Raw genomic sequence first — 26,081 nt, 5'->3', positions numbered from 1 at the left:
AGTAACAATTAGTATCGATGCACTCACTGAGCCGCACCTCCTGGATCACCGATACCTCCGGCGGACGCTGCCGATACGTATCGGATTCCCCTCGGCCGCAAGCCTGCTCAAGCCGCTGCCTACCGGAAGCCCCGGTCTCCCTCCGCGGCTAGTAGCGGTACCGGGCGGCGAGGATGACGAGCTCCTTGTCAGTGACCAAGTAGACAAGGCGGTGCTCGTCGTCGATCCGCCTCGACCATGCACCGGGCAAGTGGTACTTCAGCGGCTCGGGCTTGCCGATCCCGCTGAAAGGGTCGCGCTTGACGTCCTCGATGAGCTTGTTGATCCGAGTGAGCGTCTTGCGGTCGTTCCTGAGCCAGGACGTGTAGTCCTCCCAGCCCTGATCCTCGAAGACAAGCCTCACGCAGCACCCGCTGCAGGGTCCGCGTCCGGATCGATCAGCTCACGTTCCGACACGTTGACGTTGCCCAGGGCGTTCTCGTACGCCTTGAGGAGCCGACGTGCGTTCGCCGGCGAACGGAGCAGGTACGAGCCTTCGCGCAGCGCCGCATAGTCCTCGGCCGAGACGAGCACGGCGTTGCCGTGCTTGGAGACGATCTCGATGGCCTCGTGATCGTCGTTGACCTTCTTGATCAGCGGAAAGAGCCCCTTGCGGGCTTCGCTCGCGGTTATCGACACGTCCTGACCCTTTCCATTGTGTGGTACGTAATAACGTACCACTTTCGACATTCTTCGGCGGCGCCAACCGGCTGATGGGGTGTCATATTTCCCAGCACCATCCCAGCACGGGAAACACCAAGGGGCCGACTCCCGGAAGAGTCGACCCCATCTGACCTGCATGCTTGTATCCTTGACCTCCACGCAGTGCCGCCCCGCCGGCGAGCCGTCAACCGCCGGAGCGACAGCCCTCAAGGCTCAGTCGGGCCAGGGGTGGCGGCCCCGGTCACCGTCCCGGCCCCTCCGGCTCTGACCTGGGGGTACACGGAGCGCGGGGCAACCGCGCGACCAAAGCGTCCTGGCATTCGCCCGATCCTTCCCGAGCCAAAGCGCCGCGCCGCCCCCTGCCCAAGCTTCCGGGCACCCTCCAACCGGGACAGGCCGCATGGAATCGGTTCAGTGGCCTGAGTTCAGGCTGCCCGGTCGTAGGTGTTGGCGTGGGGCAGGGGTGTTTCGGGGTCTTCGTTCTCGGTTCGGGCGATCCGCTGGAGGCGGTGTTTCTGCGTGGCATGCAGGGCGGTCCAGGAAATGAGGAGCATCCCTGTCAGTGCCCAGAGTGCGGGCCATGCGTACGGCCACCAGGCTGCTGCGGGGTGAAAGAAGACTTCGGCAGCGGCGCTTGCCATCGCGGTGGCGTGGACCCAGCACAGTAGTTGTCCGGCCCATCGGGTGGCCCGGTTGATCCTGCGGAAGTCCGGGCCCGCCCGTGGCGCATGTCCGTCCATCTCTCCCCCTGCGATATGAAATTTGCTTGCCTGACCTTGACTGCGCGTCAGTTTGATGGCGAGCTTCGACCGGCCTCAGGGGCGTTTCCCGGCCCCGTTCTATTGAATGATCAAACAGGTGCCACATGGGAAGGGATGCCACACCAGGGCCGATTACCGGACAGAGCGGTCAGTGAGGTCGGCTTGTTCCGACAGGTTTGCCTTCGTGGAACGGGAAGCCATCGACGGGGTGTGAAGAAGTTGTGACAGCTTGTGGAGCTCCGGTGGTCGCTGCGGCTGCCGTGTCTCTCTCTGTTTCCCCTGGGGGAATCCATTGCTTTCGCGTGCTTCCGGCACACCGTTTCGGCGTGCCCGCATACCTGGCAGAAGTACGCTCACCGCAGCCCTGGTAGTGGCAGCGCTCGGTGCCTGCGCACTGCCCGCTCTGGCCGCACCGGCACCGATGACCCGGCGCCCGTCTCGCCTACTCCTACCTCAACGGGACCAAGGACGGCGGCAGGATCCGCACCAGCACGGATGCGGTCTCCGGCTACAAGACCTCCTACACCTACGACAGCGCGGGCCGCTTCTCCTACGCCAAGGAGGAGAAGGGCACCACACTGCGCAGCTCGTGGCAGTACTGCTACGACCTCGCCGGCAACCTGACCTCCCAGGGCGTCGCCCCCGGCTGCCCCGGCGGCACCACCTACACCGTCAACGACGCGCAGCAGATCACCTCGAAGAACGGCTCGGCGACGAACTGGTCCTACGACAAGATCGGCAACGAGACCGCCGGTGCCTCCACTCCCGAGGGCACCAGGACGGGGGAGAAGTGGTCGGACTACTCCCAGATGACGTCGGTGACGGTCGCCGGAACGAACTACGCCGGTCAGTACGGGTCGACGGACCAGTCCGAGCGGATCAAGCTCGGTGACACGTTCTTCCACAACGGACCGATCGGCCTCGCCGGCACGTCAACTGCCGGACTCGACACGGGGTTCAACCGGGAACCGGGGGGCACGTTGAACTCCATGACCCGTGGGGGGAAGAACTACTACTACCTGACCGACGCGCTCGGCAGCGTGGTCGCCATGGCCGACGAGAACGGCACCAAGGTCAACAGCTACGGCTACAGCCCTCGCGGCGTCCCGCGCTCCACCACCAGCGAAACTGTCCTCCAGCCCTACCGGTTCGCCGGCGGCTACCAGGACCCCACCGGCCTCTACCACTTCGCGGCCCGCTACTACGACCCCAACATCGGCCGCTTCACCACCCCCGACCCCTCCGGCCAGGAGCAGAACCCTTACCTCTACGCCGAAGGCGACCCCGTCAACCGCATCGATCCCAGCGGACTGTTCAGCTTCGCTGACGCGGTGGGTGTCGTGGCCGGCACGGTGGCTGGAGCGGCTGGCGTCGCGGTAGTGGGAGCAGCGTGCGTCGGAACAGCTGGTGTTGCCTGTGTGGGCGCTGCGGTTGTTACCGGAGCGCTGTGGGGAGCAGCCGGCGGGGGCTTGGGAGCCACTGTCGCCGGCGGCGGCAGCAGCGAGCGGGAGAACGGGGTGTTCGGCGGCCTGCTCGGCGGTGCGACCGGAGCGCTTTTCTGAGGAGAGACACATGAGAACGCGATCCGGGAAAAAGATCCTGATCATCCTGGGCTGCGCGGTGCTGACCAGCATCGTGGGTGTCTCGGCCACGGCGGCCGGCCTGTTTGACTGGGCGCTGTGGCAGTCCGCGGCGGTTTTCGGATTCGCAGGACTTCTCTCCGGGGTGTTCGCTGTGGCACGTCGCTCGCCCTAGAACTCGTCGGTTTTCGCCGTGGAATTCTTCACCGGGCCCTGAGGTCTGAGCCGCTCAACTCGGCTCCCGCCTCAGGTTCCTGCTGGAGCCGTGCCGCGTCCGGCGCACCATCGGTGGCGCTCGGCGGGCCGGCTGTTCAGGGGAAGGACGGCGTCGGAGGAGGACGGCTCAGGAGACGGACGGCTCGATCTCCCCCGCGAAGACGATGAGCTGGTCGATGAGGCTCCGCCGCAGGTGGACGACGTCCGTTCCCGCCAGTCGGGGGCCCCCGCCCGGCGTCGTGAAGACCCATTGGTACCGGGCCCACTCGTCCGGCATGTCCACCGCCGAACAGCGCACCATCGTGCCGGCCCCTGCCGGGTGGCGCCGGATGTCCAGCACGAACCGCTCGACCGCCTCGATCCCCTCACAGCGGCCCAACGGCCCCCAGAAGACCACGTCCGAGGTCAGGGCCTGGGAGAGCAGTGCAGTCACATAGCTGTCGTCCGAGGCGTTGAACGCGGAGATGAACGTGTCAATCGCGGACTGCGCGGTCTCTTCCTGCATGTATCAGTAATACCAGTCGCCTCGCGGAACGCGCTCGTACCCAGTACATACCCAACACGAGTGGTACGAGCCGCCTTCCCAGCGGGACTTACAGCTGCGGCCGCCCAGCACGAACCCGGCGACGACCGCCGTGGAGGACCGGGCGTCCTCCACGGCGTCGAAGTCGAGGTCGCCGGCCCCGGGGCGGACCCGCCCCGCCTCAGCCCCGGACTCGTGCGCGTCGCGAGACCGCCGCGCGCAGCACGCGCTGGCCCTCGGTCGACACGTCCATCACCTGGCGCAGCCCCGCTCCGGTGGGGGCCTCGTCCGCGATCTCGGCCAGCATCTCCAGGACGCGGATCTGGCGCGCGGTCTCCCCGGCCAGCAGCGGTCCCGCCCCCCGTGGGTCGCCCGCCCGGCAGCGCTCCACCAGTTCCGCCGGGTCGGCGCGTTCGGCGTCGTGCCCGAGGTGGACCTCCAGGGCCAGCACCGAGCAGGCGTCCGCCCAGCCGCGCAGCTCCGCGCCCGCCCGGTCCGCGGGCGCCTCGCCGAGCAGCTTCCGGATCCGCCCGACGGTCGCGTCCGCACCGGGCAGGGCGTCCATCGCCGTACGTGCCTCGGCCAGCCGGTCCGGCCAGGCCGCCCCGTCCGCGCAGCCGGCCCAGAGCGGGCGCAGCGGATCGGGGCCGGCCCCCTCGGCGGGCTGCGGCAGGCAGCGGTCGAGGCAGGCGGCCCCGCTCGCGGTCAGTCCCCGCTCATCAGCGGCGGCGATCAATTCCAGCAGGCTCATCGGCGTCTCCCGTCGGCCCTCCCCATGCCAGGACGCATGGGGACGCAGCGCTTCCTGTATCGCATTCAGCGCCGAATGGCCGAAAATCGTCACTGCATGCGGCTGAAACCGCTTGCTACTGACGGGGCGGGAACTAGGGCCGGGCGCCGAGCGGGTACGGGCCGAGGGCGGCCCGCTCGCCCTGCATCCGGGTCAGCTTGCGCACGAACAGGATCGCGAAGACCGCCGCCACGATGTCGAGCAGGTCGGCCACCGCCATCTGCGAGGCGGCGTTCACGATCTCCTGCGGCGTCTCGGCCCGGTCGTACTGCCCGGAGGCGTACCGGCCGACCAGCAGCGAGAGCACCCATGCGCCCCACCACAGGTTCATCGGGGTCCGGGGGACGTCGCGCCAGTTGCCGTCGGTGTTGGTCTGGCCGCTCGCGGCCCAGATTCCGCCGGCGATCCGGCGGGGCAGCCACAGTCCGGCGACCGGCACGAACCAGCCACCGATGGCCCAGCCGGGCCGCATCGGCTGGGCGCTCGCGTCGAAGATCCCGGCGTTCGCCCGGACCCGCCAGAACCACATGATGAACGCGACGGCGGTGGCGACGGTCGTGAGGAACTGCAGGACGCCGGTGCCCGCGTAGAACGTGTCGGCGCGGTCGGCCTCCGCTTGGTCGATCGCCACGAAGCCCTTGTCGAGAGCGCTGCCGAGCAGGCTTCGGATGTTGAGGTCCGCGGCCACCGCCAGCAGGTCCGCCACGACGACGACCGCCAGCAGGACGACGACGGTCTTCGCGAGCACGTCGGGCGAACGCAACCACTGCTGCGGAGCGGTGAAGGCCGGGGCGGGCAGCGCCTCGGCCCCGGCCGGTCCGGGCGGCTGCGCGCAGAGCGCGCAGCGTCCGTCGGCGGTGACCGGTGGTCTCGTACGGCAGGTGGAGCACAGCATGGAGCAACCCCCCAGGGTTGTGGGCGCGAAGACATTCCGGACGTGGATGAGAGAAGCCGCGCGCTCCTCCCCAAGGGCGCGCGGCATCCGGAACATAGCCCCAGGTCACCGCCGTGTCCACAACAAAACGGGGGTCTCCCCCGGCGCGCGGGCCGCGGTGCGGTGCTCAGCCCTTGTCGATCTCTCCCGCCAGCTTCCGGAAACCGTCCCAGCTCAGCTTCGGCTTCCCCGGGTCCCACAGCTTCTGGGACGTCGCCCGCAGCGGCATCCGGATGCCCTGCGCCACCTGCGCCGTGGTCTGGGCCTGCGGCAGGTCGCCCCAGACGGCGAACCGGCCGCCGAGGATCTGGTCGGAGTAGCGCGCCGGTACGGGGGTGGTGCCGCGCAGGACGAGGGGGGTCCACTGCTCGTAGATGCGCTTGCCGGTGGGGTAGACGAAGTCGTTGGGCTGGCCGAGCACGTAATAGAGGAACTCGTCGTTGAGGTTCATCACCTTGCGGCCCTCCTTCAGGTACTCCTCCGGCTGCCGGGCCCCGTACTCCTTGCCCGTCCAGTACTCGACCTGGATGTCCTTGTCCGCCTTGACGATGCCGTCGCGGAAGAGGCCGTCGTTCCACGCCTTGGGCTGTTTGCCGTGCGGGCGGACCACTGCCACGCGGTCGTTGAGCCAGCCGGTGGCGAGGTCGCCGATCCCGGCCTGCGGCCCGTACTTCTTTACGGCGGCGCGCTGGAGCTGGGGATAGGAGGCGGCGGGGTCCCGGGCCATCAGCGCGAGGTACTCGTCGGCGCCCAGTTGCCAGTACGTTCCGGGGAAGAGCTCCGTGAACTCGCCGAGGAGTTCGTCGATGAGTTTCGCCGCGCCGGGCTTGGAGATGTCGATCGATCCGGCCGAGGCCACGCCCGACACATTGTGCAGCTGGAGGTCGGGGTGGGCGCGCAGGACGGCGCCGAGGTGGCCCGGGGAGTCGATCTCCGGCACGATCTGGATGTGCAGCCGGTCGGCCAGGGCGATGATCTGCCGCACCTGCGCCTTGGTCAGGTGCTCGGGCGACACCACCTCGGGGTGGGTGTCGGACTGGATGCGGAAAGCCTGGTCGTCGGAGAAGTGCAGGCCGAGCTGGTTGAGCTTGAGGTCGGCCATGTCGCGCAGCCGGTCCTCGATCCAGGCGACGCTGTAGAACTTGCGTGCGATGTCGAGGTTGAACCCGCGCTGCGGGCGGTCGGGGCGGTCACGCACCTCGCCCTCGGGCATGACGCCGTCGGCCCGCACCGACTGCTTGAGGGTGCGGGTCCCGTAGAAGACCCCCGCCTCGCCGGGTCCGCTGATCGTGACGCGGCCGTCGCGGGACTTGAGGGTGTACGACTCGGGCCCGCCCTTGGCCGTCGGGGTCAGGGCCAGTTCGACATCGCCGGCACGGGCCGGCACCTCGCCCCGGTAGCCGATCTTCAGCTCGCCCGCGAGCAGCCGCCCCTCGTCGGCGAGCCCCTTGCTGCCATCGGCGATCACCACCGCGCTGCCCTTGCCCGGCCGCCAGCCGGGACCGTGGGCGGCGGTGTGTTCGCGTACGGCGGGGATGGTGCGGGGCGTCGTCGAGAGCGGGTAGCTCCGGGTCGGGGACGGCGTGGGGGCGGCGGACGAGGCACCGGGCGAGGTCTGGGCCCCGGACCGGCGTGCGGAGTCGGAGCTGTCGGGCCACAGGACGACGGTGAGCGTCACCGCGGCCGCCGCGGTGACGGCCGCTCCGGCCGCGAGGGCGCCGCGTGAGAGCGACATCGGTCAGAAACCTCCGGTTTTCAGCGGGAAAGAGATCAAAAGCAAGGAGATAGCCGGGCATTCTCCTCGCTATTTCGTCCGTCGGTCATCCCGAAACCCTCCCGTCCGGGTGAAATTCGCGCATCCGTCGGACGGCCGTTGCCCGGCCTCGCTAGCTTTGAGGCACATTCGTCTCTCCCTTCACTCTGCATCCACCTGGTCTCTCCGATCCCTCCCCCTCCAGGTTCACAGATGCCGCTGATTCGAGGAGCCAACGCTGTCCAGGTCCAGCGAGTCCCATGCCGGCCTCCCCGAGCAACCGCACCGGCCCGACCGGCGGACCGCCGTGCCTCTGCAGAACTGCGGAACCGTACCCGACCGGACCGGTCCGCACGGATTCGGCCTGCGCCATTTCAACACCGCGGCCGCCGCCGACGTCGAGGCCGCGCTGCTGGACTGCTTCGGCAGCCACCGCTGGGCCCAGCGGCTGACCGCCCACCGCCCCTACCCGGACCTGGACGCGCTGCTCGCCGCCGCCGAGGAGGCGGGCTACGACCTCTCCCTCACCGACCGCGCCGAGGCGCTCGCCGCCGAGGTCTCCACGGCGCTGCCGCCCGACGCGGCACCCTCCGCCCACCTCGCGCTGGCCGCCGCGCACGCCGCGTACGAGTGCAGGTTCGGGCACGTCTTCGTCATCTGCCTCGACGGTGTCCGCCCCGCCGAGCACCCCGACCAGGTGCTGGCCGGCATCCGGACGAGGCTGGGCCACGACCCGGACCAGGAGCGGGTGGTGACGGCCGACGAGATGCGGCGACTCGCCCGGGGCCGCATCATCGGGCTGGTATCGAGTCAGTAACGGGATACCGCCGGGCCGGGAGGGCCCCGGCCCGGCGGACAGGCCCGCGCCTAGCCCGTCCGTGCCTGATTGATTGCCGCTTTGATCACACCGGAGGCCCCGGCGCGAACGAACCGACAAACCGTCGCTACGATGGCCGGGGCCGGTGGACCGTACCTGGCCGGGTCAGACCGACAGTCAAGCCGGCCGACCCCCAATCCCCGCTCCCGGAGGGTTCTTCCGTGCCGGCTGGAACGCTGTACCGCGGCCGGGAAGGCATGTGGTCCTGGGTGGCTCATCGAGTCACCGGTGTCCTCATTTTCTTCTTCCTGTTCGTACACGTCCTGGACACCGCTCTCGTCCGTGTCTCCCCCGAGGCCTACGACGAGGTCGTGGCCACGTACAAGACATGGCCTGTCGCGCTCCTTGAATACGGCCTCGTGGCCGCGATTCTCTTTCACGCGCTGAACGGTCTCCGCATCATCGCTGTGGACTTCTGGGCCAAGGGCCCGCGCCTCCAGAAGCAGATGCTCTGGACCGTGCTGGGCATCTGGATCGTGCTCATGGTCGGGGCCCTGTACCCCGTCCTCGGCCACGCCGTCCGTTCCATCTTCGGGAGCTGAGGCCCATGTCCACCGAGACTTCCGCGATCGGCGCCGTCGAAGGCGTTAGCCTGTACGACGTCGACAACCCGGCCCCCGTGATCGAGCCCCCGCGTACGCGGACCGGCAAGACCCCCAAGGGTTCGCGCACCAACTTCGAGATGTACGCCTGGCTCTTCATGCGTCTGTCGGGCGTCGTCCTGGTCGTCCTGGTCATCGGCCACCTGCTGATCCAGCTGGTGCTGGACGGCGGTGTGTCCAAGATCGGCTTCGCCTTCGTGGCCGGCCGCTGGGCCTCGCCGTTCTGGCAGATGTGGGACCTGGCGATGCTGTGGCTCGCCATGCTGCACGGCGCCAACGGTCTCCGTACGGTCATCAACGACTACGCCGAACGGGACAACACCCGCTTCTGGCTGAAGATGCTGCTGTACACCGCCACGGTGTTCACCGTCCTGCTGGGCACGCTGGTGATCTTCACCTTCGACCCGAACATCCGCTAGGCGCCGGGCCCGAAGGACCAGAGGTAAACCATGCAGATCCACAAGTACGACACCGTCATCGTCGGCGCAGGCGGCGCCGGCATGCGCGCGGCCATCGAGTCGACCAAGCGCAGCCGCACCGCCGTGCTGACCAAGCTCTACCCCACCCGCTCCCACACGGGCGCCGCGCAGGGCGGTATGGCCGCCGCGCTCGCCAACGTGGAGGAGGACAACTGGGAGTGGCACACCTTCGACACGATCAAGGGCGGCGACTACCTGGTCGACCAGGACGCCGCCGAGATCCTGGCGAAGGAGGCCATCGACTCCGTTCTCGACCTGGAGAAGATGGGCCTGCCGTTCAACCGCACGCCCGAGGGCAAGATCGACCAGCGCCGCTTCGGCGGCCACAGCCGTAACCACGGCGAGGCCCCGGTCCGCCGGTCCTGCTACGCCTCGGACCGCACCGGCCACATGATCCTCCAGACGCTGTACCAGAACTGCGTCAAGGAGGGTGTGGAGTTCTTCAACGAGTTCTACGTCCTGGACCTGCTGCTCCAGGAGGACCCCGAGACCGGGATCAAGAAGTCCGCGGGCGTCGTCGCGTACGAGCTGGCGACCGGCGAGATCCACGTCTTCCAGGCGAAGGCGATCATCTTCGCCTCCGGCGGCACCGGCAAGTTCTTCAAGGTGACGTCGAACGCGCACACCCTGACCGGTGACGGCCAGGCCGCCGCGTACCGCCGCGGTCTGCCGCTGGAGGACATGGAGTTCTTCCAGTTCCACCCGACGGGCATCTGGCGCATGGGCATCCTGCTGACGGAGGGCGCCCGCGGTGAGGGCGGCATCCTCCGCAACAAGGACGGCGAGCGCTTCATGGAGAAGTACGCGCCCGTCATGAAGGACCTCGCGTCCCGTGACGTCGTCTCCCGCTCCATCTACACGGAGATCCGCGAGGGCCGCGGCTGCGGTCCCGAGGGCGACCACGTCTACCTGGACCTGACGCACCTGCCGCCGGAGCAGCTGGACGCCAAGCTCCCGGACATCACCGAGTTCGCGCGTACGTACCTCGGTATCGAGCCCTACACGGACCCGATCCCGATCCAGCCGACCGCGCACTACGCCATGGGCGGCATCCCGACCAACGTCCAGGGCGAGGTGCTGGCCGACAACACCACCGTCGTCCCGGGCCTGTACGCCGCGGGCGAGGTCGCCTGCGTCTCCGTGCACGGCGCCAACCGCCTCGGCACCAACTCGCTGCTCGACATCAACGTCTTCGGCAAGCGGTCGGGCATCGCCGCCGCCGAGTACTCCGCGGAGAACGACTACGTCGAGCTTCCCGAGAACCCGGCGCAGCTGGTCGTCGACCAGGTCGAACGGCTGCGCAACTCCACCGGCACCGAGCGGGTCTCGACGATCCGTCTGGAGCTGCAGGAGTGCATGGACGCCAACGTGATGGTGTTCCGTACCGAGCAGACGATCAAGACGGCGGTCGACAAGATCGCGGAGCTGCGCAAGCGCTACCTCGACGTGTCCATCCAGGACAAGGGCAAGCGGTTCAACACGGATCTGCTCGAAGCGGTCGAGCTGGGCAACCTGCTCGACCTCGCCGAGGTCATGGCGACCTCCGCGCTGGCCCGCAAGGAATCCCGCGGCGGTCACTACCGCGAGGACTACCCGAACCGCGACGACGTCAACTTCATGCGCCACACCATGGCGTACCGCGAGGTCGCCGACGACGGCACCGAGTCGATCCGGCTGGACTACAAGCCGGTCGTCCAGACCCGCTACCAGCCGATGGAGCGTAAGTACTGATGGCTACCCCCACGATGGAAAAGGCCGACCAGGTCCCTGAGCCCGAGGCCGGCTTCGCCGACTCCCCGTACATCACCGCCACGTTCCGGATCCGCCGGTTCAACCCGGAGGTCTCCGAGGAGTCCCAGTGGCAGGACTTCCAGATCGAGATCGACCCGAAGGAGCGTGTCCTGGACGCCCTTCACAAGATCAAGTGGGAGACCGACGGAACGCTGACCTTCCGCCGCTCCTGCGCGCACGGCATCTGCGGCTCGGACGCGATGCGGATCAACGGCAAGAACAGGCTCGCCTGCAAGACGCTGATCAAGGACCTGAGCCCGGAGAAGCCGATCACGGTCGAGGCCATAAAGGGCCTCACGGTCCTCAAGGACCTCGTGGTCGACATGGACCCGTTCTTCCAGGCCTACCGCGACGTCATGCCCTTCCTCATCACCAAGGGGAACGAGCCGACCCGCGAGCGTCTGCAGTCCGCCGAGGACCGCGAGCGCTTCGACGACACCACCAAGTGCATCCTGTGCGCCGCGTGCACGTCCTCGTGCCCGGTGTTCTGGAACGACGGGCAGTACTTCGGCCCGGCGGCGATCGTCAACGCGCACCGCTTCATCTTCGACTCGCGCGACGAGGGCGGCGAGCAGCGGCTGGAGATCCTCAACGACCGTGACGGGGTGTGGCGTTGCCGCACCACCTTCAACTGCACGGATGCCTGCCCGCGTGGCATCGAGGTCACCAAGGCGATCCAGGAGGTCAAGCGCGCGCTGATCACGCGTCGCTTCTGACCCGTCGGACGCAGGCATCAGGGGCCCCGGCCCGCGCGAACAACACCGCGCGGACCGGGGCCCCTTGCCGTACGCCCCGGTCAGCCAGTCCGTCAGCCGGTCCGCCGGTCCGTCAGTCCGCCGGTCCGTCAGTCCCAGGCCGCGCCGCCCCGGTCCTCCGCGACCACCATGATGCGCCGCAGCATGGAGTTGAGCAGCCTGCGTTCGTCCGTGCCCAGGACGCCGAGCAGCCGCTCCTCCTCGTTGCCGAGGAAGTCCATCGCGCCGAGCCACGTCGAGCGGCCCCGGTCGGTCAACTCCACGTCCACGCGCCGCCGGTCGGTGGTGGAGGGCGTACGGCGGACGAATCCGCGCCGCTCCAGCGCGTCCAGCCGGCCGGTGACGGAGGCGGGCGCGAGGTCGAGGTCGGCGGCGAGATCGGACGGGGCCGCCTCACCGCCGCGGCCGGCGAGCTTGTGCAGGGTGTCGAACTCCTGGCGGTCCAGGTCGACGTCGTGCAGGGACTGTTCACGCACCCGGCGCAGATGGACGGAGAGCTTCTTCATCCGGGTCACCGCGCCCTCGACGTCCGGGTCGAGTTCCGGAAGGACCGGCTTCCACCGCTCCACGTGTCCGTCGGTCCAGTCCCGTTGCTCCATGGGCCACAGCCTACGCCGGGGCCCCTACTTGAACATGTTCAAGTCCAGGTCTACAGTCCATGACAACAGCATTTGAACGCGTTCAAGGGAGGGTGGGGCATGGACCTCACTGTTGTCGCGTACGTCATCTATCTGCTCATCAGCGTGGCGCTCACCATCTGGGTGGCCCGCACGCTCAGCCGTAACGGCAGGGTGTTCATCGCCGACGTGCTGCACGGGAACGAGAAGCTCGCCGATGCCGTCAACCACCTGCTGGTGGTCGGCTTCTACCTGGTCAACCTGGGGTTCGTGACGCTCTATCTGAAGAACTCCGACGAGGTCGCCGATGCCCGCGGGCTCTTCGACGCACTCTCGGTGAAGATCGGTGTGGTGCTGCTCGTCCTCGGGGTCATGCACCTGGGCAACGTCTACGTGCTCAACAAGATCCGCCGCCGGGGCCTGATGGAGCGTGAGCAGACCCCGCCCGTGCCGCCGCAGGGCTGGACGGGTCCGGGCACCGGTCCGTGGGCCCCGCCCGCCACCAAGGCGTGAGGGCCGGCCATGGCGGCCCGGACCGGTGGGCGGCGGCTGTCCGTCGAACGGCTCACCGTGCTCTACGACGCGCAGTGCTCGCTCTGCGTCCATCTGCGGCAGTGGCTGATGAGGCAGCGTCAGCTGATCCCGCTCGACCTCGTCCCGGCGGACTCCGCGGAGGCGCACCGCCGCTTCCCCGGTCTCGACCACGCCGGCACCCTGGAGGAGATCACGGTGATCGGTGACGGGGGCCAGATCTACCGCGGCACGTCCGCGTGGATCGTCTGCCTCTGGGCGCTGGCCGAGCACCGGCCCAGGTCCCACTGGCTGACGACTCCGGCCGGCCGCCCGTTCGCCAGGGCGACCGTCCTCGCCGCCGCGAAGTACCGCTCGCTGACGGCAGCACCCTGCCGGGCGGACGGGGACGGGGACGGAGCATGTGCCGTGCGGGGGCCGGAGCCCGGCACGTAGTGATCCCGGATACCCTCGGGACCGTGGTGAAGGAAGAGAAGGACGTGAAGGAAGTCAAGGCTCCCAAGAGCGAGCAGACCCGCACACTCATCCTCGAAACCGCGCTCCGGCTCTTCCAGGAACGCGGTTACGACAAGACGACGATGCGGGCCATCGCCCAGGAGGCCGGGGTCTCCGTAGGGAACGCGTACTACTACTTCTCGTCCAAGGAACACCTCGTCCAGGGCTTCTACGACCGGATCGCCGCCGAGCACGAGGCGGCGGTCCAGCCGGTTCTGGCCGGCGACAAGGACCTCGCGGTACGCATCCGCGGGGTCCTGCTCTGCTGGCTGGACGTGGCGGAGCCGTACCACCGCTTCGCCGCCCAGTTCTTCAAGAACGCCGCCGATCCGGAGAGCCCGCTCAGCCCCTTCTCGAAGGACTCCGTCGCGGCCCGCGACGCGGCGATCTCCATCCACGAGCGCTGCCTGGCGGGCGCGGGCACCAAGGTCGACCCCGAGCTGGCCGAGCTGCTGCCGCAGCTGATGTGGCTGAACCAGATGGGCCTGGTGCTGTACTGGGTGTACGACCGGACGGACGACGCCGAACGCAGCCGCCGCCTCGTCGAGCGCACCGCCCCGATCGTCGCGCGGGCCATCGCCCTGTCCCGGTTCCGGGTGCTGCGGCCGCTCGTGCGCCAGGTCCACGAGGTGCTGGAGGAGTTCCTGCCCGGCGCGGCGGGGCGGGCGGCGGACCGGCCGGGCCGGCGCCCCGCCGAGTGACGGCGTACGCCGACGCGTAACGACGTGCACAGCCGAGTTGTTGACGGCGTACGCCGAGGAGCGGCCGCCCCGTTGACGCCGGGACGGCCGCTCCTTGGTGTACTGCGCCACTGGTCAGTGGCGGCCGGTCAGATCCAGCCGAGTTCCCACAGCCGCCAGATGCCGGTGCCGTCCGAGAGGTACTGCGAACCGGCCACGTCGGGCTTGGCGACGACGTAGTCCTTCTTCTGCCACAGCGGGACCAGCGGCACGTCCTCGCCCACCAGCTTCTGGAGCTCCTTGAAGTCGGCCGAGGTGCGGCTGCGGTCGCTGAACTGCAGCGTGTCGCTGATCAGCTGGTCCATCTTCTTGCTGCTGTAGCCGTTGTGGAGGCTGGTGTCGCGGCCGACGAGCGGCTGGCTGAAGGTGTCGGGGTCCGGGTAGTCGGGGAGCCAGCCAACGGTGTACATGTCGTAGTCACCGGCCGCGTACCCCTTCTGGAACGCCGTCCACTCCACGGACTTGATCGTGACCTTGAACAGCCCGTTCGCGTTCAGCTGACGCTGGATCTCCTTGCTCTCCGGCGTGTACGAGTCGCCGGAACGGTAGGCGAAGTTGATGGGGAGCGGCAGCTGGACGCCCGCTTCCTGCAACAGCTTCTTGGCACGCTTGGGATCGGGCGCGGGGTACTCGTCGAAGAACGGGGTGCTGTGCCCGATGTAGCCCTGCGGGATCAGCGAGTAGAGCGGTTCGACGGTGCCCTTGTAGACGTCGGTCACCAGCGGCGCGCGGTCGATGATCGACGCGATGGCCTGCCGGACCCGCTTGTCGGCGAGCGGGGAGCCGTTGCGGACGTTGAAGACGAGGTTGCGGATCTCGGCGCTGTCCGCCTCGGTGATCCGCTGGTCGGCGTCACCGGGGTTCAGCTCGGCGAGCGTGGACGGCGGGAGCTGCCGGTGCGTGACGTCGATCTTCCCCGACTTCCAGGCCGCCAGCAGGTCTTCCGACTGCTTGTAGTAGCGCACGGTGACCGGCCCGCCGGTCTTGTTCAGCGCACCCTTGTACCTGGTGTTCGGCACCAGTTCGGCGCTGACGCCCGACTTGTACGACTTGAGCACGTACGGCCCCGAGCCGCTGACCTTGCCGTCGTCCCGCAGCTTGTGCTCCGAGTACGCCTCGCTGTCGACGATCGACCCGGCCCCGGTGGCGAGCTTCTGCGGGAAGGTCGCATCGCGCGAGGAGAGGTTGAACGTGATCGTCCGGCCCTCGGTCACCACGTTCTTGAGGCTCGGGAACAGCACCGACGGACCGACGTCCGTCTTGATGCTGATCATGCGCTCGAAGGAGTACTTGACGTCCTTGGCGGTCATCTTCCGGCCGTTGGAGAACGACACGTCGTCACGGAGCTTGCACTGGTACGTCTGGAGCTTCCCGCCGATGAAGCCGCAGCTCTCGGCGGCGTCCGGCTCGGGGACGATCGCCCCGGACTTGAACGTCATCAGCGACTGGTAGATGTTGCTGTACATCGCCCAGGAGCCGGCGTCGTACGCTCCGGCCGGGTCGAGCGAGGTCACCACGTCGCTCGTGCCGACGGTGACGGGGTCCTCTTTCGCTCCGTTCGACGGAAGCAACTGCCAGGCGCCGACGCCTGCGATGACCAAAACCGCGAGAATCGCGAGAATCCGTAGTCGGATCGACCGCATTGCCGTGCTCTCCCTTAACAGCCCCACCTCGGCGTCGCGCTCAGATACGCAGATCACCGCACGTTCGGGCTCAGCCAATCACACGATTTTCACATCTGGAAGAGGAAATCAGAGACACATAGCCTTTTGTTCGACACTTGAAACCTTGGGCGGATAGGCCGAATACAGAGGGTTGGTAACCGGTCACCGAATTCACCCGAGACGGGCCCGGGAGCCCGGCCGGAAGGGTTACGCCCGCTTGGAGGCGAGTTCGACGACAGTGATGTCCGAAGGTGCCCCGACCCGCACCGGCGGACCCCAGGCACCCGCGCCGCGCGTGACGTACAGCTGGGTGTCGCCGTAGCGTTCAAGCCCGGCGACCGTGGGGTTGGACAGTTCCGCGATGTAGTTGCCCGGCCAGAGCTGCCCGCCGTGGGTGTGCCCGGAGAGCTGCAGGTCCACGCCGTGCGCGACGGCCTCGTCGATGACGACGGGCTGATGGGCCATGAGGACGGCGGCCCGTGACCGGTCCCGGTCGCCGAGGGCGCGGTCGAAGTCCGGGCCCTGCCCCTCGCTCTCGCCCCCGATGTCATTGACCCCGGCCAGATCGAAGCCGTCGATCTCCACCCGGGCATTCTCCAGCGGGTGCAGCCCCAATTCCCTTACATGATCCACCCATTGGGCTGCGCCGGAGTAGTACTCGTGGTTGCCGGTGACAAAGAACGCACCGTGCCGGGAGCGGAGTCCCGCGAGCGGTTCGGCGGCCGGACCGAGATCGGCGACCGATCCGTCGACCAGGTCCCCGACGACCGCGATCAGATCGGGCTGGGTCCGGTTGACCGTGTCGACGATCCGCTGGGTGTGCGCCCGGCCCAGGATCGGGCCGAGGTGGATATCGCTGACGACGGCGATCCGGAAACCGTGCGCGGAGCGGGGCAGCCGGGCCAGCGGGATGGTGACGCGCTTGACCCGCGGGCCGCGCAGCACCCCGTAGGTGCCGTACCCGACCGTGCCCAGTCCGGCGACGGCCGCGGCGCCCCCGACGGCCCGCGCGACGAAGAGCCGGCGCGAGGGGGAGCTGCCGGCGGGAGGGGGTGGGGCGGCGGGCGGCGCGGCGGGCGGCGCGGCGGGCGGCGCGGCCGTTTTGGTCTCCGTGGCGGATGTGGTGGGAGTGATGGGGGCGGTGGATGTGGCGGGTGCGATGGATGTGGTGGTGGATGCGTCGGTCGTCGCTTCGGTGGGCCCGGCCTCCGGCGCCGGCGCCACTGCGGCCTCGGCCTCCGTCCCCCGGCGCGCGAGCAGCCCGCGGAGCAGTGGCCGTACCGCCTCACCGACCAGCAGAGCCAGCGTCAGGTAGAGCAGGGCCGCCAGCCACAGATAGCCCGGCCAGGCCAGCACCTGCTGGAGCCAGAAGGGCGCGCCCGTACGGCCGGAGACCAGCGCGCCGACGCTCAGCAGCGGCAGGACGTACGCCGCCACCATGCCCGCCCGGCGCAGCGGGCTGCCCGCGGCTGTCGTGTCACCGACGAAGCGGCGCCACACATAGCGGTGCACGAGGACGAGCAGCGCGAGGACCACGATCGCCACCAGAGCGAATCCCATGACTGCCACGTGTACTGCCCCGCCCTGTTTGTCCGTATCTGGTCCGTACGAGGTGCCGAGTGGTTACGCGGTCCGGTCGCGCAACGCCCTGACGCCACGGAACCCGATCACGCCAACCGCCGTCCCCAGAAGAAAGGACGTGATGGCGAGCAGCAGATGCACCCAGAAGTACGCAGTAGGGTCACCCGCGTCGTCGAAGGCGAGACCGCTGCCGTCCTTCCACAGGTTCTTGACGAAAGTGATCCAGATGAACCAGCTCCACACCCCGAAAGCGAGCAGGAACCAGGAGACGGGGCGGCTGAGCTTCATGGACTCAGTATCTCCGCCTCGCTCGGGCCGGCTCGCCCGGGGTGGGCTGCGGAGTGGGCTGTGGGGTGGGCCGTGGGGTGGGCTGTCCTGGCGGCACGCACGGCGGGTCATACCGTCGGTGTCCATTTTCACATCAACTGCATGTACGTTTTCGACCGTGCCAGCTCTCAAAAAGACCGCGTTGGCGGTCACCTCTGCCGCCCTGCTGTCCGCTTTTGTCGTCAGTCCTGCCTCGGCGGTCGACAAGGACACCTCCGACGACGGGCCGAAGCCGCCCGCCGGTATGTCGAGGATCGGTGGCGAACAGCTGGGCCGGTCCGGCACCCAGGTCAATCTCGGCCCCGACGCCCCGGTCCTGCCCAAGGACCTGACCGGCAGATCCTGGATGGTCGCGGACGCCGAGAGCGGTGAGGTGCTCGCCTCGCACAATCCGCACTGGCGGCTGCCCCCGGCCTCCACGCTGAAGATGCTCTTCGCGGACACCGTGCTGCCGGCGCCGGCCCTCCAGCCGAAGACCCGGAAGTACACGGTGAAGGACGAGGATCTCGCCGACATGGGCGAGGGCAGCAGCCTGGTGGGCGTCAAGGAGGACCTCAGTTACACGGTGCACGATCTGTGGCTCGGCGTCTTCCTGCGTTCGGGCAACGACGCGGTACACGTGCTGGCCGCGATGTACGGGGGCGTCCCCAAGACCGTCCGCGACATGCAGGCTCACGCCGAGGAGCTGCAGGCCCTCGACACCACTGTCGTGTCGCCCGACGGCTACGACGCCCCCGAACAGGTGTCCAGCGCGTACGACCTGACACTGTTCGCCCGCAGCGGGCTGCAGAACGCGGACTTCCGCGAGTACTGCTCGACCGCCGAGGCGGAGTTCCCCGGAGAGCAGAAGAAGGGCAAGAAGCGCGAGAGCTTCGGCATCCAGAACACCAACCGGCTGCTCACCGGGGCCGACGGCGTCACCCCGTACAAGGGCATCGCGGGCGTCAAGAACGGCTACACGACGCACGCGGGCAACACCTTCACCGGTGTCGCCGAGCGCAACGGCAAGGTGCTGCTCGTCACCGTCATGAACCCGTCGTCCCACGAGACGCACGCCGTCTACAACGAGGCGGCGAGCCTGCTCGACTGGGGCTTCAGCGCCGGCGGCAAGGTCACACCGGTCGGCGAGCTGGTCCCCCCGAAGTCCGCGGAGACCGGCAACGCCACGGGCAAGGGCGCCGAGGCCGACGGATCCGCCGCGGCCAAGGGCAAGAACGGCGCGGCGAAGCCCACGAAGGCGGCTGCCGCGGGCGGCTCCGGCGGGGTCGCGGTCGCGCTGGGCATCGTCGGCGGGGTGCTGGTGCTGCTGGCCGGAGCCGCGTTCCTGGTCAACCGGCGCTGGCCGCTGCCGGACCTGGTGCGCCGCCGCCCTCGCCCCTGACCCGGCCGCCCGGGGCGCTCCCGCCCCGGGCACCGTCACTCCGGGTGCTCCCGCTCCGCGTACTCCCGCTCCGGGCTCCGCCGGCACTGCTGTCCCCGGCCTTGTCGCCCTCGGCCTTGTCGTCCTCGACGGGCAGGGGTTCCTCGGCGTCCTTGCTCGGTGTCGCCGTCCAGGCGGCGCAGAACAGCAGCAGCTTCGCGGTGAAGCTGATCCACAGCAACAGGGCGATCGGCACGCCGAACGCGCCGTACATGCTCTTCGACGCGACGCCCTGGATGTAGCTGCCGAGCAGCAGTTTCAGCAGCTCGAAGCCGACCGCGCCGAGCAGTGCGGCGACCACCAGCCGGTGCCGCTGCGGCTCCACACCGGGCAGCAGGGTCAGCAGATAGAGCAGCAGCAGGAAATCGGCGCACACCGCCACCACCAGGGCCGCGATCCGCAGCAGCACACCGCCCACACCGTTCTCCGGAATGTTGAGCAGATCGGCGACCCGGCCGACGGCGACGGAGCCGACCGAGGAGATCGCCAGCGTCACCAGGGCCGCACCGCCCAGGCCGAGCAGCACCCCGGCGTCCTTGAGTTTGCGGATGACCGGATTGCCCTGGTCCAGATCGTCCATTTCCCACACCGCGCGCAGGCAGTCCCGCATCGAGCCGACCCAGCCGATACCGGTGAAGAGCAGCAGCGCGCCCGCCACCAGCCCGACCGTGCCCGCGTGGGCCACCAGATTGTCGATGCCCAGCTGATCGGAGATGCCGGGCACCTGCTCGGCGATCTTGTCCTCGATCTTGTCCAGCTGCTTGGTGGAGAGCAGCGCCGCACCGATCGCCGCACCGACCGCGATGAGCGGGAAGAGCGCCAGGAAGCTGATGAACGTGATCGCCGCGGCAAGCCTCGCCCAGTGAACCCGTACCAGCGTTTCGTAACTGCGCCAGGCGTGCGTCTCCATCAGCCGGGAGACAAGCGGCCCGATGACAGGGAGTTTTTTCAGCCAGTCCATGAAGTACGACTACCCTCCCCGGCACCGAAAACCGATGCCCGCTGTGGAGCGTAGGAGATGGCGCCTCCTCAATCACCCATTTCGGTGAGTGTTGTAACAAATCCCTCAAAGGTGTTTTCTCGGGCGATACGGTCACCCCTATGTCTGTCGACACCGTGTCCCTGACCGGCTGGGGCCGTACCGCCCCGACGACCGCGCTGCGCTTTCGCCCCCGTAGTCACGAGGAGGCGGCGGCGACGGTACGCGGCTGCGGGCCCCGTGGCTCGATCGCCCGCGGCCTGGGCCGGGCACACGGCGACGCGGCGCAGAACGCGGGGGGTTCCGTCCTCGACATGACGGCGCTGAACCGGATTCGCGCCTTCGACGCCGGGACCGGTGTCGTGGTGTGCGAGGCGGGCGTGAGCCTGCACCAGCTGTTGGAAGTGCTGCTTCCGCTCGGCTGGTTCCCGCCGGTGACGCCCGGCAGCCGGTACGTCACGGTGGGCGGCGCGATCGGCGCCGACGTCCACGGCGACAACCACCGCGCCGCGGGCTCCTTCTCCCGCCACGTCACGGAGTTCGAACTGCTCACCGCCGACGGCGAGATCCGCACGGTCCGCCCCGGCACCCCGCTCTTCGACGCGACCGCGGGCGGTATGGGCCTGACCGGGGTGATCCTCTCGGCCACGCTCCGGCTCCACCCCGTCGCGACGTCCCTGATGTCGGTCGACACCGAACGGGCCGCCGATCTGGACGACCTGATGACCCGTCTCGCCTCGGGCGGCCACCACCACCGCTACGAGTCCGCCTGGGTCGACCTGACGGCCCGCGGCCGGGCGACGGGCCGGGGCGTCCTGACCCGGGGGGAGCACGCCCCCTTGGACGCACTCCCAGCGCACGCCCGGCGCGCACCGCTCTCCTTCCGCCCCGCCCAACTCCCCGCCGCCCACTCGCTCGTACCGGACCTCGTCGACCTCGTCGACCTCGTCGACCTCGTTCCCGGAAGGCTGCTCGGCCGTACCTCCGCGGCCGTCCTGGCCGAACTCCGTTACCGCCGGGCGCCCCGGTCCCGCACCGGCGAGCTCCAGCGGATCTCCGCCTTCTTCCACCCGCTGGACGCCGTGCCGCACTGGAACCGGATCCATGGGCGCGGCGGCTTCGTGCACTACGAGTTCGCCGTCGGCCACGGGCAGGAGGAGACGCTGCACCGGATCGTCCGGCAGATCTCGCAGCGCCGCTGCCCGTCGTTCCTCGCCGCGCTCAGACGGTGCGGCGAGAGCGGTCCCGGCCGGCTGTCGTTCCCGGTGCCCGGCTGGGCCCTCTCCCTCGACCTCCCGGCCGCCCTCCCGGGGCTGGCCCGCTTCCTCGACGGGCTGGACGAGGAGGTGGCGGCCGCGGGTGGCCGGGTCTCCCTGACGAACGACTCCCGGCTGCGCCCGGACATGCTGGCCGCGATGTACCCGCAGCTGGGTGAATTCCGGGCACTGCGCGCCGAGTCGGACCCGGACGGGGCGTTCAGGTCGGATCTCTCGCGCCGGCTGTCGCTCTGACCGACGCCCTGGCCATTGCTCCGGGCTGTTACTCCGGCTGCGGCTGCCGCTCTCTCTTGCTCCCCCGCCTCCCCGCCTTCCCTAAGGAGCGTTTCCGTGAAGGATGCCTTCGGTGCCCCGCAGTCCCTGCTCGTCCTCGGCGGTACATCGGAGATCGGGCTCGCCACCGCACGCCGCCTGATCGCCTGCCGTACCCGCACGGTCTGGCTGGCCGGGCGCCCCTCCCCCGCCCTGGAGTCCGCCGCGGCCGAGCTGCGCGGGCGCGGGGCCTATGTCCGTACCGTCGACTTCGACGCCCTGGACACCGAGTCCCACGAGACCGTCCTCGACAAGATCTTCACCGAGGGCGACATCGACATGGTGCTGCTCGCCTTCGGCATCCCCGGCGACCAGGAACGCGACGAGGAGGAACCGCTCGCCGCGGTCCGGGTCGCCCAGACGAACTACACGGGGGCCGTCTCCGCCGGGCTGGTGTGCGCCGGCGCACTCCAGGCGCAGGGGCACGGCTCGCTGGTGGTGCTGTCATCGGTGGCAGGGGAGCGCGCCCGGCGTGCGGACTTCATCTACGGGTCGAGCAAGGCGGGCCTGGACGCGTTCGCCCAGGGGCTCGGGGACGCGCTGCACGGTACGGGCGTGCACGTGATGGTCGTGCGCCCCGGTCCCGTACGGCCGGCCGGTACGGCGGCCGAGGGCCCGCTCGCGACGATCCCGTTCACCCGGACACCCCTGGTGACCACGCCGGACGCGGTCGCGGCCGCGATCGTGACGGGTCTGCGCCGGCGCTCGGAGACGGTGTGGGTGCCCGGGGCACTGCGGGCCGTGATGTCGGCGCTGCGGCATGTGCCGCGGCCGCTGTTCCGGCGCCTGCCGGTCTGACGCTGCTCTGACACGTCTGACGCTGCTCTGACGCCGGTCTGATGTCGGCCGGCCCCGGATCGGGTCAGGGGTGGAGCGAGGGCGCGTCCACGGAGCTGCCGCTCTGCGCGGGGAGCGCGGGGAGGGTGGGTGCGCCGCCGCCCGCCTCGAACGGGAACTCGTTGATCTTGCGCCAGACGCTGTCCGGGCCCTGCTCGTACAGCGCGAAGGAACCGCAGGTCCAGGCGGCCTCGTAGTCGCCGAGCTCCGCGTACGCCCGGTCCATCGCCTCTTCGGAGATGTCGTGCGCCACGGTCACGTGCGGGTGGTACGGGAACTGGAGCTCGCGCACCAGGGGCCCTGACGCGTCCCGGACGCGCTTCTGCAGCCAGGAGCACGCCGAGGCGCCCTCGACGACCTGGACGAAGACGACCGGCGAGAGCGGGCGGAAGGTGCCCGTGCCCGACAGTCGCATCGGGAAGGGGCGGCCACCGGTCGCGATCGAGGTGAGGTGCGCCTCGATCGCGGGCAGGTCGGCCGCCTCCGCCTCGGTCGGCGGAAGGAGGGTGACGTGGGTGGGAATGCCATGTGCGGCAGGGTCCCCGAAGCTCGCGCGCCGCTGCTGGAGCAGGCTGCCGTAGGGCTCCGGGACCGCGATCGAAACGCCGAGCGTTACGGTCCCCACGTCGTTCTCCTCAATCCTCGATGGTCTGTTTTCAGCCACTGCCGGCCGCAAGCTTCACGCCGCCAGTGTGCCGCCTGGGGAGGGGGTACCGCCAGGGTCCTTGGACTCAGTGCTTGGCGGGCAGAAGACCCAGACGGTCATAGGTCCGCGCCAGGGTCTCGGCGGCGACGGCGCGGGCCTTCTCCGCCCCCTTGGCCAGGATGGAGTCCAGCGTCTCGGTGTCGTCGAGATATTCCTGGGTGCGGGTCCGGAACGGTGTGACGAACTCGACCATGACCTCGGCGAGGTCGGTCTTCAACGCACCGTAGCCCTTGCCCTCGTACTTCTGCTCCAGATCCGGGACAGAAGTATCGGTAAGGGTGGAATAGATGCTCAGCAGGTTGCTGACACCGGGCTTCTCCGCCGGGTCGAAACGGATCACCGTCTCGGTGTCGGTGACCGCGCTCTTCACCTTCTTGGCGGTGGCCTTCGGCTCGTCGAGGAGGTTGATCAGACCCTTGGGGTTCGCCGTCGACTTGCTCATCTTCGCGGACGGGTCCTGAAGGTCGTAGATCTTCCCCGTCTCCTTGAGGATGTACGGGTCCGGCACGGTGAAGGTGTCGCCGTAGGTGCCGTTGAACCGCTCCGCGAGGTTGCGGGTCAGCTCCAGGTGCTGGCGCTGGTCCTCACCCACCGGGACCTGGTCGGCCTGGTAGAGCAGGATGTCGGCGACCATCAGCATCGGATAGGTGAAGAGCCCGACCGTGGTGCGGTCGGTGCCCTGCTTGCCGGACTTGTCCTTGAACTGCGTCATCCGGGACGCCTCACCGAAACCGGCCAGGCAGTTCATGACCCAGCCGAGCTGGGCGTGCTCGGGAACATGGCTCTGGACGAAGAGCGTGCAGCGCTCCGGGTCGAGTCCTGCGGCGAGCAGCTGGGCGACGGCGAGCCGGGTGTTGGCGCGCAGTTCCGCGGGGTCCTGCGGGACGGTGATCGCGTGCAGGTCGACGACCATGTAAAAGGCGTCATGGGACTCCTGCAGGGCCACCCACTGGCGGACCGCGCCGAGGTAGTTGCCGAGGTGGAACGAGCCTGCGGTGGGCTGGATTCCGGAGAGCACACGGGGACGTTCAGAGGCCATAGAAATCATTGTCTCAGGTACGGAACCGATCTCGGGCAGCCGGTGTATGAAAGGTGTGAGGACGCAGGAGGGGGCCCTGCAGCCGGGCCGGAAGGGGGGCCGCACCGTCGATGACGAGGGTGCGGGACGCGCTTTCGCGCCCGCTGAAGGACGAGCTGAAGGACGAGACGGGACACCGGCCGGGCCGTCCGAGGCCGAGGTCATCGCTCGTGTGCGCGCAGGCGAGGCCGAGGCGTACGCGGAGCTGGTGCGCGCCCACACAGGCGTCGCGCTGCGTGCCGCGGTCGCCTTCGGCGCGGGGGCGGATGCGGAGGATGTGGTGCAGTCCGCGTTCTTCAAGGCGTACCGCTCGCTCGGGAGTTTCCGCGAGGGCGCGGCGTTCCGGCCATGGCTGCTGCGGATCGTCGTGAATGAGACCAGGAACACACTCCGTTCGACCGGCCGGCTGCGGGCGGTGGCCGGGCGCGAGGCGGGACTGCGGGAGGCCGATCCGCTGATACCTGATTCGGCGGATCCGGCGGCGGCCGCGCTGGCGCAGGAGCGGCGGACGCTGCTGATAGCGGCACTGGACGCGCTGGGCGAGGAGCAGCGCCAGGTCGTCACCTGCCGCTATCTGCTGGAGATGGACGAGGCGGAGACGGCCGGAGCGCTGGGGTGGCCGAGAGGGACGGTGAAGTCCCGGCTGAACCGTGCGCTGAGGAAGCTGGAGAAGAGCCTCGGCGCTCTGGGCCCCCTCGGGCCCTTCGGCCCGGTGGGCGCGGACGTGGCGGGACCGGCAGAGCCGGCGCGGCTGATGGGAGGGGGTGAGGGGCGCGGTGAAGGACGTCAGGAGAGTGAGTGAGCCGGGGCCGGAGGACGGCCGGGCGCGGTTGCGGGCCGAACTGCTGGCGCTGGGGCGCGGTCTGGAGGTTCCGGAGTGCGACGGGCTGACGATGGCGGAGCGGGTGCTGGCACAGATCGTCGCCGAAGGGGGCCCCGTGCCGGTGCCTGCCGCCCCGGGCCGGCGGGAGCGGGCCCGAGCCTGGGTCCGCCGGCGCGCACGGCTGCTGGCGGCCGCTCTGTCGGGGCTCCTGGTCGTGCTGGTGCTGACGCCCCCGGTGCGGGCCGCGGTCATGGACTGGTTCGACTTCGGCGGGGTCGAGGTGCGGTACGACCCGTTCGGACCGGCTGCCGGGCGGCCGGGCGCCCCGGTGCCGGGGTGCGCTGCGCCGGTGGCGCCGGCGCGGGCGGAGCGGCTGGCGGGATTCCGGCCGATGGTGCCGCAGGAGCTGGGCGCGCCGGACGCGGTGTCCGTGACCCGGCTGCCGGAGCACCGTTCCATGATCACGCTGTGCTGGCGTGAGAGCGGCCGGACGGTACGGCTCGACGAGTTCGCGTCGGCCCTCGATCCGTACTTCGCCAAACAGGTGCGCGAGCAGCCGGAGTGGCTGAAGGTGGCCGACGGGCACGGGGGCGAGGTGGACGGCCTCTGGTTCGCGGAATCTCATCTGCTGCGCCTCGGCATGGTCACCGCGGACGGCGAGCGGTGGACGCGGTCGCAGCGGCCGGCCGGACCGACGCTGTTGTGGGTCGGGGACGGGCGGGTGACGCTGCGGCTGGAGGGTGTGTCGTCGCCCGCCCGTGCGGTGGAGATCGCCGGCTCCACTCGGTGACCGGGGCCCAGGCCGCCCCCGCCGCGCCGGCCGTCGCGTCGCTTCGGGCTCCGAAATCGGCAGGCCCGGAAAGGGAACCCGCGGGCGCCGAGCGGTGTATCAGAAGTGACGCGGTACGGACGGCCCGTGCCGGCAGGAATG

Annotated in this window: 27 protein-coding genes and 1 pseudogene; 15 read left to right on the top strand and 13 right to left on the bottom strand. The window is 69.4% G+C overall.

The window, feature by feature from the left end:
- Positions 1 to 148 precede the first annotated feature (148 nt).
- Together ACZ6S6_RS29235 and ACZ6S6_RS29230 are read right to left on the bottom strand one after the other, a co-directional pair.
- The gene (locus ACZ6S6_RS29235; RefSeq protein WP_362954048.1) at positions 149 to 403 is read right to left on the bottom strand and encodes a Txe/YoeB family addiction module toxin; all 255 of its coding nucleotides are present in this window, start codon (positions 401 to 403) and stop codon (positions 149 to 151) included.
- On the bottom strand, positions 400 to 678 hold the full coding sequence (locus ACZ6S6_RS29230; protein ID WP_362954049.1) for a type II toxin-antitoxin system Phd/YefM family antitoxin: 279 nt from the start codon (positions 676 to 678) through the stop codon (positions 400 to 402). Before ACZ6S6_RS29230 ends, ACZ6S6_RS29235 begins: the two co-directional genes overlap by 4 nt.
- Before the next feature lie 1,222 nt (positions 679 to 1,900).
- Between ACZ6S6_RS29230 and ACZ6S6_RS29225 the strand changes: the two are divergent.
- Both ACZ6S6_RS29225 and ACZ6S6_RS29220 read left to right on the top strand, forming a co-directional pair.
- Positions 1,901 to 3,025 (top strand): annotated as a pseudogene (locus ACZ6S6_RS29225) (RHS repeat-associated core domain-containing protein); the annotation flags it as partial.
- Positions 3,026 to 3,035: 10 nt separating this feature from the next.
- A complete protein-coding gene (locus tag ACZ6S6_RS29220; protein WP_362954051.1) occupies positions 3,036 to 3,218 on the top strand; it encodes a hypothetical protein in 183 nt (60 codons plus the stop codon).
- A gap of 168 nt (positions 3,219 to 3,386) precedes the next feature.
- On the opposite strand, the gene ACZ6S6_RS29215 is transcribed toward ACZ6S6_RS29220, so the two are convergent.
- The 4 genes from ACZ6S6_RS29215 to ACZ6S6_RS29200 all read right to left on the bottom strand — a co-directional run bounded on the left by ACZ6S6_RS29215 (position 3,387) and on the right by ACZ6S6_RS29200 (position 7,241).
- A complete protein-coding gene (locus tag ACZ6S6_RS29215) occupies positions 3,387 to 3,764 on the bottom strand; it encodes a nuclear transport factor 2 family protein (RefSeq protein ID WP_362954053.1) in 378 nt (125 codons plus the stop codon).
- A 199-nt stretch (positions 3,765 to 3,963) separates the two neighbouring features.
- Positions 3,964 to 4,533, bottom strand: coding sequence for a hypothetical protein (locus ACZ6S6_RS29210; protein ID WP_362954055.1), 570 nt, complete (start codon positions 4,531 to 4,533; stop codon positions 3,964 to 3,966).
- Between the two features lie 133 nt (positions 4,534 to 4,666).
- A complete protein-coding gene (locus tag ACZ6S6_RS29205; protein WP_469707635.1) occupies positions 4,667 to 5,467 on the bottom strand; it encodes a DUF4328 domain-containing protein in 801 nt (266 codons plus the stop codon).
- Positions 5,468 to 5,633: 166 nt separating this feature from the next.
- Positions 5,634 to 7,241: a beta-N-acetylhexosaminidase gene (locus ACZ6S6_RS29200; protein WP_469707633.1), complete on the bottom strand. Its 1,608-nt coding sequence runs from the start codon at positions 7,239 to 7,241 to the stop codon at positions 5,634 to 5,636.
- Positions 7,242 to 7,566: 325 nt separating this feature from the next.
- Here ACZ6S6_RS29200 and ACZ6S6_RS29195 point away from each other — a divergent pair, with 325 nt between their 5' ends.
- The 5 genes from ACZ6S6_RS29195 (at position 7,567) to ACZ6S6_RS29175 (ending at position 11,724) form a co-directional block, all read left to right on the top strand.
- Entirely contained in the window at positions 7,567 to 8,076 is a 510-nt protein-coding gene (locus ACZ6S6_RS29195) for a 2-oxo-4-hydroxy-4-carboxy-5-ureidoimidazoline decarboxylase (protein ID WP_362954059.1), read from the top strand.
- 221 nt (positions 8,077 to 8,297) lie between these two features.
- Complete coding sequence (gene sdhC / locus ACZ6S6_RS29190) at positions 8,298 to 8,678, top strand: succinate dehydrogenase, cytochrome b556 subunit (RefSeq protein ID WP_073732547.1); 381 nt, start codon at positions 8,298 to 8,300, stop codon at positions 8,676 to 8,678.
- Between the two features lie 5 nt (positions 8,679 to 8,683).
- Complete coding sequence (locus tag ACZ6S6_RS29185) at positions 8,684 to 9,157, top strand: succinate dehydrogenase hydrophobic membrane anchor subunit (protein WP_469707629.1); 474 nt, start codon at positions 8,684 to 8,686, stop codon at positions 9,155 to 9,157.
- A gap of 30 nt (positions 9,158 to 9,187) precedes the next feature.
- Complete coding sequence (sdhA, locus tag ACZ6S6_RS29180; RefSeq protein WP_362954063.1) at positions 9,188 to 10,948, top strand: succinate dehydrogenase flavoprotein subunit; 1,761 nt, start codon at positions 9,188 to 9,190, stop codon at positions 10,946 to 10,948.
- A complete protein-coding gene (locus tag ACZ6S6_RS29175) occupies positions 10,948 to 11,724 on the top strand; it encodes a succinate dehydrogenase iron-sulfur subunit (protein ID WP_362954064.1) in 777 nt (258 codons plus the stop codon). The genes sdhA and ACZ6S6_RS29175 overlap by 1 nt, the downstream gene beginning before the upstream one ends.
- Before the next feature lie 128 nt (positions 11,725 to 11,852).
- Here the strand turns inward: ACZ6S6_RS29175 and ACZ6S6_RS29170 are convergent, their stop codons facing one another.
- Positions 11,853 to 12,362 carry a MarR family winged helix-turn-helix transcriptional regulator gene (locus tag ACZ6S6_RS29170; protein ID WP_362954066.1) on the bottom strand — a complete coding sequence of 170 codons (510 nt, stop codon included), beginning with the start codon at positions 12,360 to 12,362 and terminating at the stop codon, positions 11,853 to 11,855.
- 99 nt (positions 12,363 to 12,461) lie between these two features.
- Here ACZ6S6_RS29170 and ACZ6S6_RS29165 point away from each other — a divergent pair, with 99 nt between their 5' ends.
- Genes ACZ6S6_RS29165 through ACZ6S6_RS29155 form a run of 3 tightly spaced genes read left to right on the top strand, consistent with a single transcriptional unit; the run spans position 12,462 to position 14,107 of the window.
- On the top strand, positions 12,462 to 12,893 hold the full coding sequence (locus ACZ6S6_RS29165) for a hypothetical protein (RefSeq protein WP_362954067.1): 432 nt from the start codon (positions 12,462 to 12,464) through the stop codon (positions 12,891 to 12,893).
- 9 nt (positions 12,894 to 12,902) lie between these two features.
- The gene (locus ACZ6S6_RS29160; RefSeq protein WP_469707625.1) at positions 12,903 to 13,346 is read left to right on the top strand and encodes a thiol-disulfide oxidoreductase DCC family protein; all 444 of its coding nucleotides are present in this window, start codon (positions 12,903 to 12,905) and stop codon (positions 13,344 to 13,346) included.
- Positions 13,347 to 13,369: 23 nt separating this feature from the next.
- Positions 13,370 to 14,107 (top strand): TetR/AcrR family transcriptional regulator, encoded by a 738-nt coding sequence (locus ACZ6S6_RS29155; protein ID WP_469707623.1) that lies wholly within the window; start codon positions 13,370 to 13,372, stop codon positions 14,105 to 14,107.
- A gap of 128 nt (positions 14,108 to 14,235) precedes the next feature.
- Here ACZ6S6_RS29155 and ACZ6S6_RS29150 read toward each other — a convergent pair whose 3' ends face one another.
- The 3 genes from ACZ6S6_RS29150 to ACZ6S6_RS29140 all read right to left on the bottom strand — a co-directional run bounded on the left by ACZ6S6_RS29150 (position 14,236) and on the right by ACZ6S6_RS29140 (position 17,679).
- Complete coding sequence (locus ACZ6S6_RS29150; protein WP_362954072.1) at positions 14,236 to 15,789, bottom strand: ABC transporter substrate-binding protein; 1,554 nt, start codon at positions 15,787 to 15,789, stop codon at positions 14,236 to 14,238.
- 228 nt (positions 15,790 to 16,017) lie between these two features.
- Positions 16,018 to 17,370, bottom strand: coding sequence for a metallophosphoesterase (locus ACZ6S6_RS29145; RefSeq protein WP_469707621.1), 1,353 nt, complete (start codon positions 17,368 to 17,370; stop codon positions 16,018 to 16,020).
- A gap of 63 nt (positions 17,371 to 17,433) precedes the next feature.
- The gene (locus ACZ6S6_RS29140; RefSeq protein ID WP_241200109.1) at positions 17,434 to 17,679 is read right to left on the bottom strand and encodes an SCO4848 family membrane protein; all 246 of its coding nucleotides are present in this window, start codon (positions 17,677 to 17,679) and stop codon (positions 17,434 to 17,436) included.
- A 157-nt stretch (positions 17,680 to 17,836) separates the two neighbouring features.
- On the opposite strand from ACZ6S6_RS29140, the gene ACZ6S6_RS29135 reads away from it, so the two are divergent.
- Positions 17,837 to 19,099 carry a D-alanyl-D-alanine carboxypeptidase family protein gene (locus ACZ6S6_RS29135; protein WP_469707619.1) on the top strand — a complete coding sequence of 421 codons (1,263 nt, stop codon included), beginning with the start codon at positions 17,837 to 17,839 and terminating at the stop codon, positions 19,097 to 19,099.
- On the opposite strand, the gene ACZ6S6_RS29130 is transcribed toward ACZ6S6_RS29135, so the two are convergent.
- Complete coding sequence (locus tag ACZ6S6_RS29130) at positions 19,047 to 20,099, bottom strand: YihY/virulence factor BrkB family protein (protein WP_469707617.1); 1,053 nt, start codon at positions 20,097 to 20,099, stop codon at positions 19,047 to 19,049. The genes ACZ6S6_RS29135 and ACZ6S6_RS29130 overlap by 53 nt on opposite strands.
- 140 nt (positions 20,100 to 20,239) lie before the next feature.
- Between ACZ6S6_RS29130 and ACZ6S6_RS29125 the strand changes: the two genes are divergently transcribed.
- Positions 20,240 to 21,628, top strand: coding sequence for an FAD-binding oxidoreductase (locus ACZ6S6_RS29125; protein WP_469707615.1), 1,389 nt, complete (start codon positions 20,240 to 20,242; stop codon positions 21,626 to 21,628).
- Positions 21,629 to 21,724: 96 nt separating this feature from the next.
- Entirely contained in the window at positions 21,725 to 22,504 is a 780-nt protein-coding gene (locus ACZ6S6_RS29120; protein WP_469707612.1) for a decaprenylphospho-beta-D-erythro-pentofuranosid-2-ulose 2-reductase, read from the top strand.
- Positions 22,505 to 22,568: 64 nt separating this feature from the next.
- On the opposite strand, the gene ACZ6S6_RS29115 is transcribed toward ACZ6S6_RS29120, so the two are convergent.
- The gene (locus ACZ6S6_RS29115; protein WP_362954083.1) at positions 22,569 to 23,168 is read right to left on the bottom strand and encodes a 2'-5' RNA ligase family protein; all 600 of its coding nucleotides are present in this window, start codon (positions 23,166 to 23,168) and stop codon (positions 22,569 to 22,571) included.
- A gap of 106 nt (positions 23,169 to 23,274) precedes the next feature.
- The gene (gene trpS, locus ACZ6S6_RS29110; protein WP_362954085.1) at positions 23,275 to 24,288 is read right to left on the bottom strand and encodes a tryptophan--tRNA ligase; all 1,014 of its coding nucleotides are present in this window, start codon (positions 24,286 to 24,288) and stop codon (positions 23,275 to 23,277) included.
- Between the two features lie 46 nt (positions 24,289 to 24,334).
- Here trpS and ACZ6S6_RS29105 point away from each other — a divergent pair, with 46 nt between their 5' ends.
- Together ACZ6S6_RS29105 and ACZ6S6_RS29100 are read left to right on the top strand one after the other, a co-directional pair.
- A complete protein-coding gene (locus ACZ6S6_RS29105; RefSeq protein ID WP_469707610.1) occupies positions 24,335 to 25,129 on the top strand; it encodes an RNA polymerase sigma factor in 795 nt (264 codons plus the stop codon).
- Positions 25,122 to 25,940 carry a hypothetical protein gene (locus ACZ6S6_RS29100; RefSeq protein WP_469707608.1) on the top strand — a complete coding sequence of 273 codons (819 nt, stop codon included), beginning with the start codon at positions 25,122 to 25,124 and terminating at the stop codon, positions 25,938 to 25,940. Before ACZ6S6_RS29105 ends, ACZ6S6_RS29100 begins: the two co-directional genes overlap by 8 nt.
- The last annotated feature ends 141 nt before the right edge of the window (positions 25,941 to 26,081 follow it).

The sequence above is a fragment of the Streptomyces sp. NPDC048671 genome (assembly GCF_055587045.1).
This window is presented reverse-complemented; position numbering and strand designations above follow the sequence as displayed.

Coding starts and splice junctions, on each gene's coding strand:
- ACZ6S6_RS29140 (WP_241200109.1), bottom strand. CDS start 17,679: ATGAAGCTCAGCCGCCCCGTCTCCTGGTTCCTGCTCGCTTTCGGGGTG.
- ACZ6S6_RS29220 (WP_362954051.1), top strand. CDS start 3,036: ATGAGAACGCGATCCGGGAAAAAGATCCTGATCATCCTGGGCTGCGCG.
- sdhA (WP_362954063.1), top strand. CDS start 9,188: ATGCAGATCCACAAGTACGACACCGTCATCGTCGGCGCAGGCGGCGCC.
- ACZ6S6_RS29145 (WP_469707621.1), bottom strand. CDS start 17,370: ATGGGATTCGCTCTGGTGGCGATCGTGGTCCTCGCGCTGCTCGTCCTC.
- ACZ6S6_RS29160 (WP_469707625.1), top strand. CDS start 12,903: ATGGCGGCCCGGACCGGTGGGCGGCGGCTGTCCGTCGAACGGCTCACC.
- ACZ6S6_RS29215 (WP_362954053.1), bottom strand. CDS start 3,764: ATGCAGGAAGAGACCGCGCAGTCCGCGATTGACACGTTCATCTCCGCG.
- ACZ6S6_RS29185 (WP_469707629.1), top strand. CDS start 8,684: ATGTCCACCGAGACTTCCGCGATCGGCGCCGTCGAAGGCGTTAGCCTG.
- ACZ6S6_RS29150 (WP_362954072.1), bottom strand. CDS start 15,789: ATGCGGTCGATCCGACTACGGATTCTCGCGATTCTCGCGGTTTTGGTC.
- ACZ6S6_RS29165 (WP_362954067.1), top strand. CDS start 12,462: ATGGACCTCACTGTTGTCGCGTACGTCATCTATCTGCTCATCAGCGTG.
- ACZ6S6_RS29200 (WP_469707633.1), bottom strand. CDS start 7,241: ATGTCGCTCTCACGCGGCGCCCTCGCGGCCGGAGCGGCCGTCACCGCG.
- ACZ6S6_RS29105 (WP_469707610.1), top strand. CDS start 24,335: ATGAAAGGTGTGAGGACGCAGGAGGGGGCCCTGCAGCCGGGCCGGAAG.
- ACZ6S6_RS29125 (WP_469707615.1), top strand. CDS start 20,240: ATGTCTGTCGACACCGTGTCCCTGACCGGCTGGGGCCGTACCGCCCCG.
- ACZ6S6_RS29170 (WP_362954066.1), bottom strand. CDS start 12,362: ATGGAGCAACGGGACTGGACCGACGGACACGTGGAGCGGTGGAAGCCG.
- ACZ6S6_RS29130 (WP_469707617.1), bottom strand. CDS start 20,099: ATGGACTGGCTGAAAAAACTCCCTGTCATCGGGCCGCTTGTCTCCCGG.
- ACZ6S6_RS29175 (WP_362954064.1), top strand. CDS start 10,948: ATGGCTACCCCCACGATGGAAAAGGCCGACCAGGTCCCTGAGCCCGAG.
- trpS (WP_362954085.1), bottom strand. CDS start 24,288: ATGGCCTCTGAACGTCCCCGTGTGCTCTCCGGAATCCAGCCCACCGCA.
- ACZ6S6_RS29205 (WP_469707635.1), bottom strand. CDS start 5,467: ATGCTGTGCTCCACCTGCCGTACGAGACCACCGGTCACCGCCGACGGA.
- ACZ6S6_RS29210 (WP_362954055.1), bottom strand. CDS start 4,533: ATGAGCCTGCTGGAATTGATCGCCGCCGCTGATGAGCGGGGACTGACC.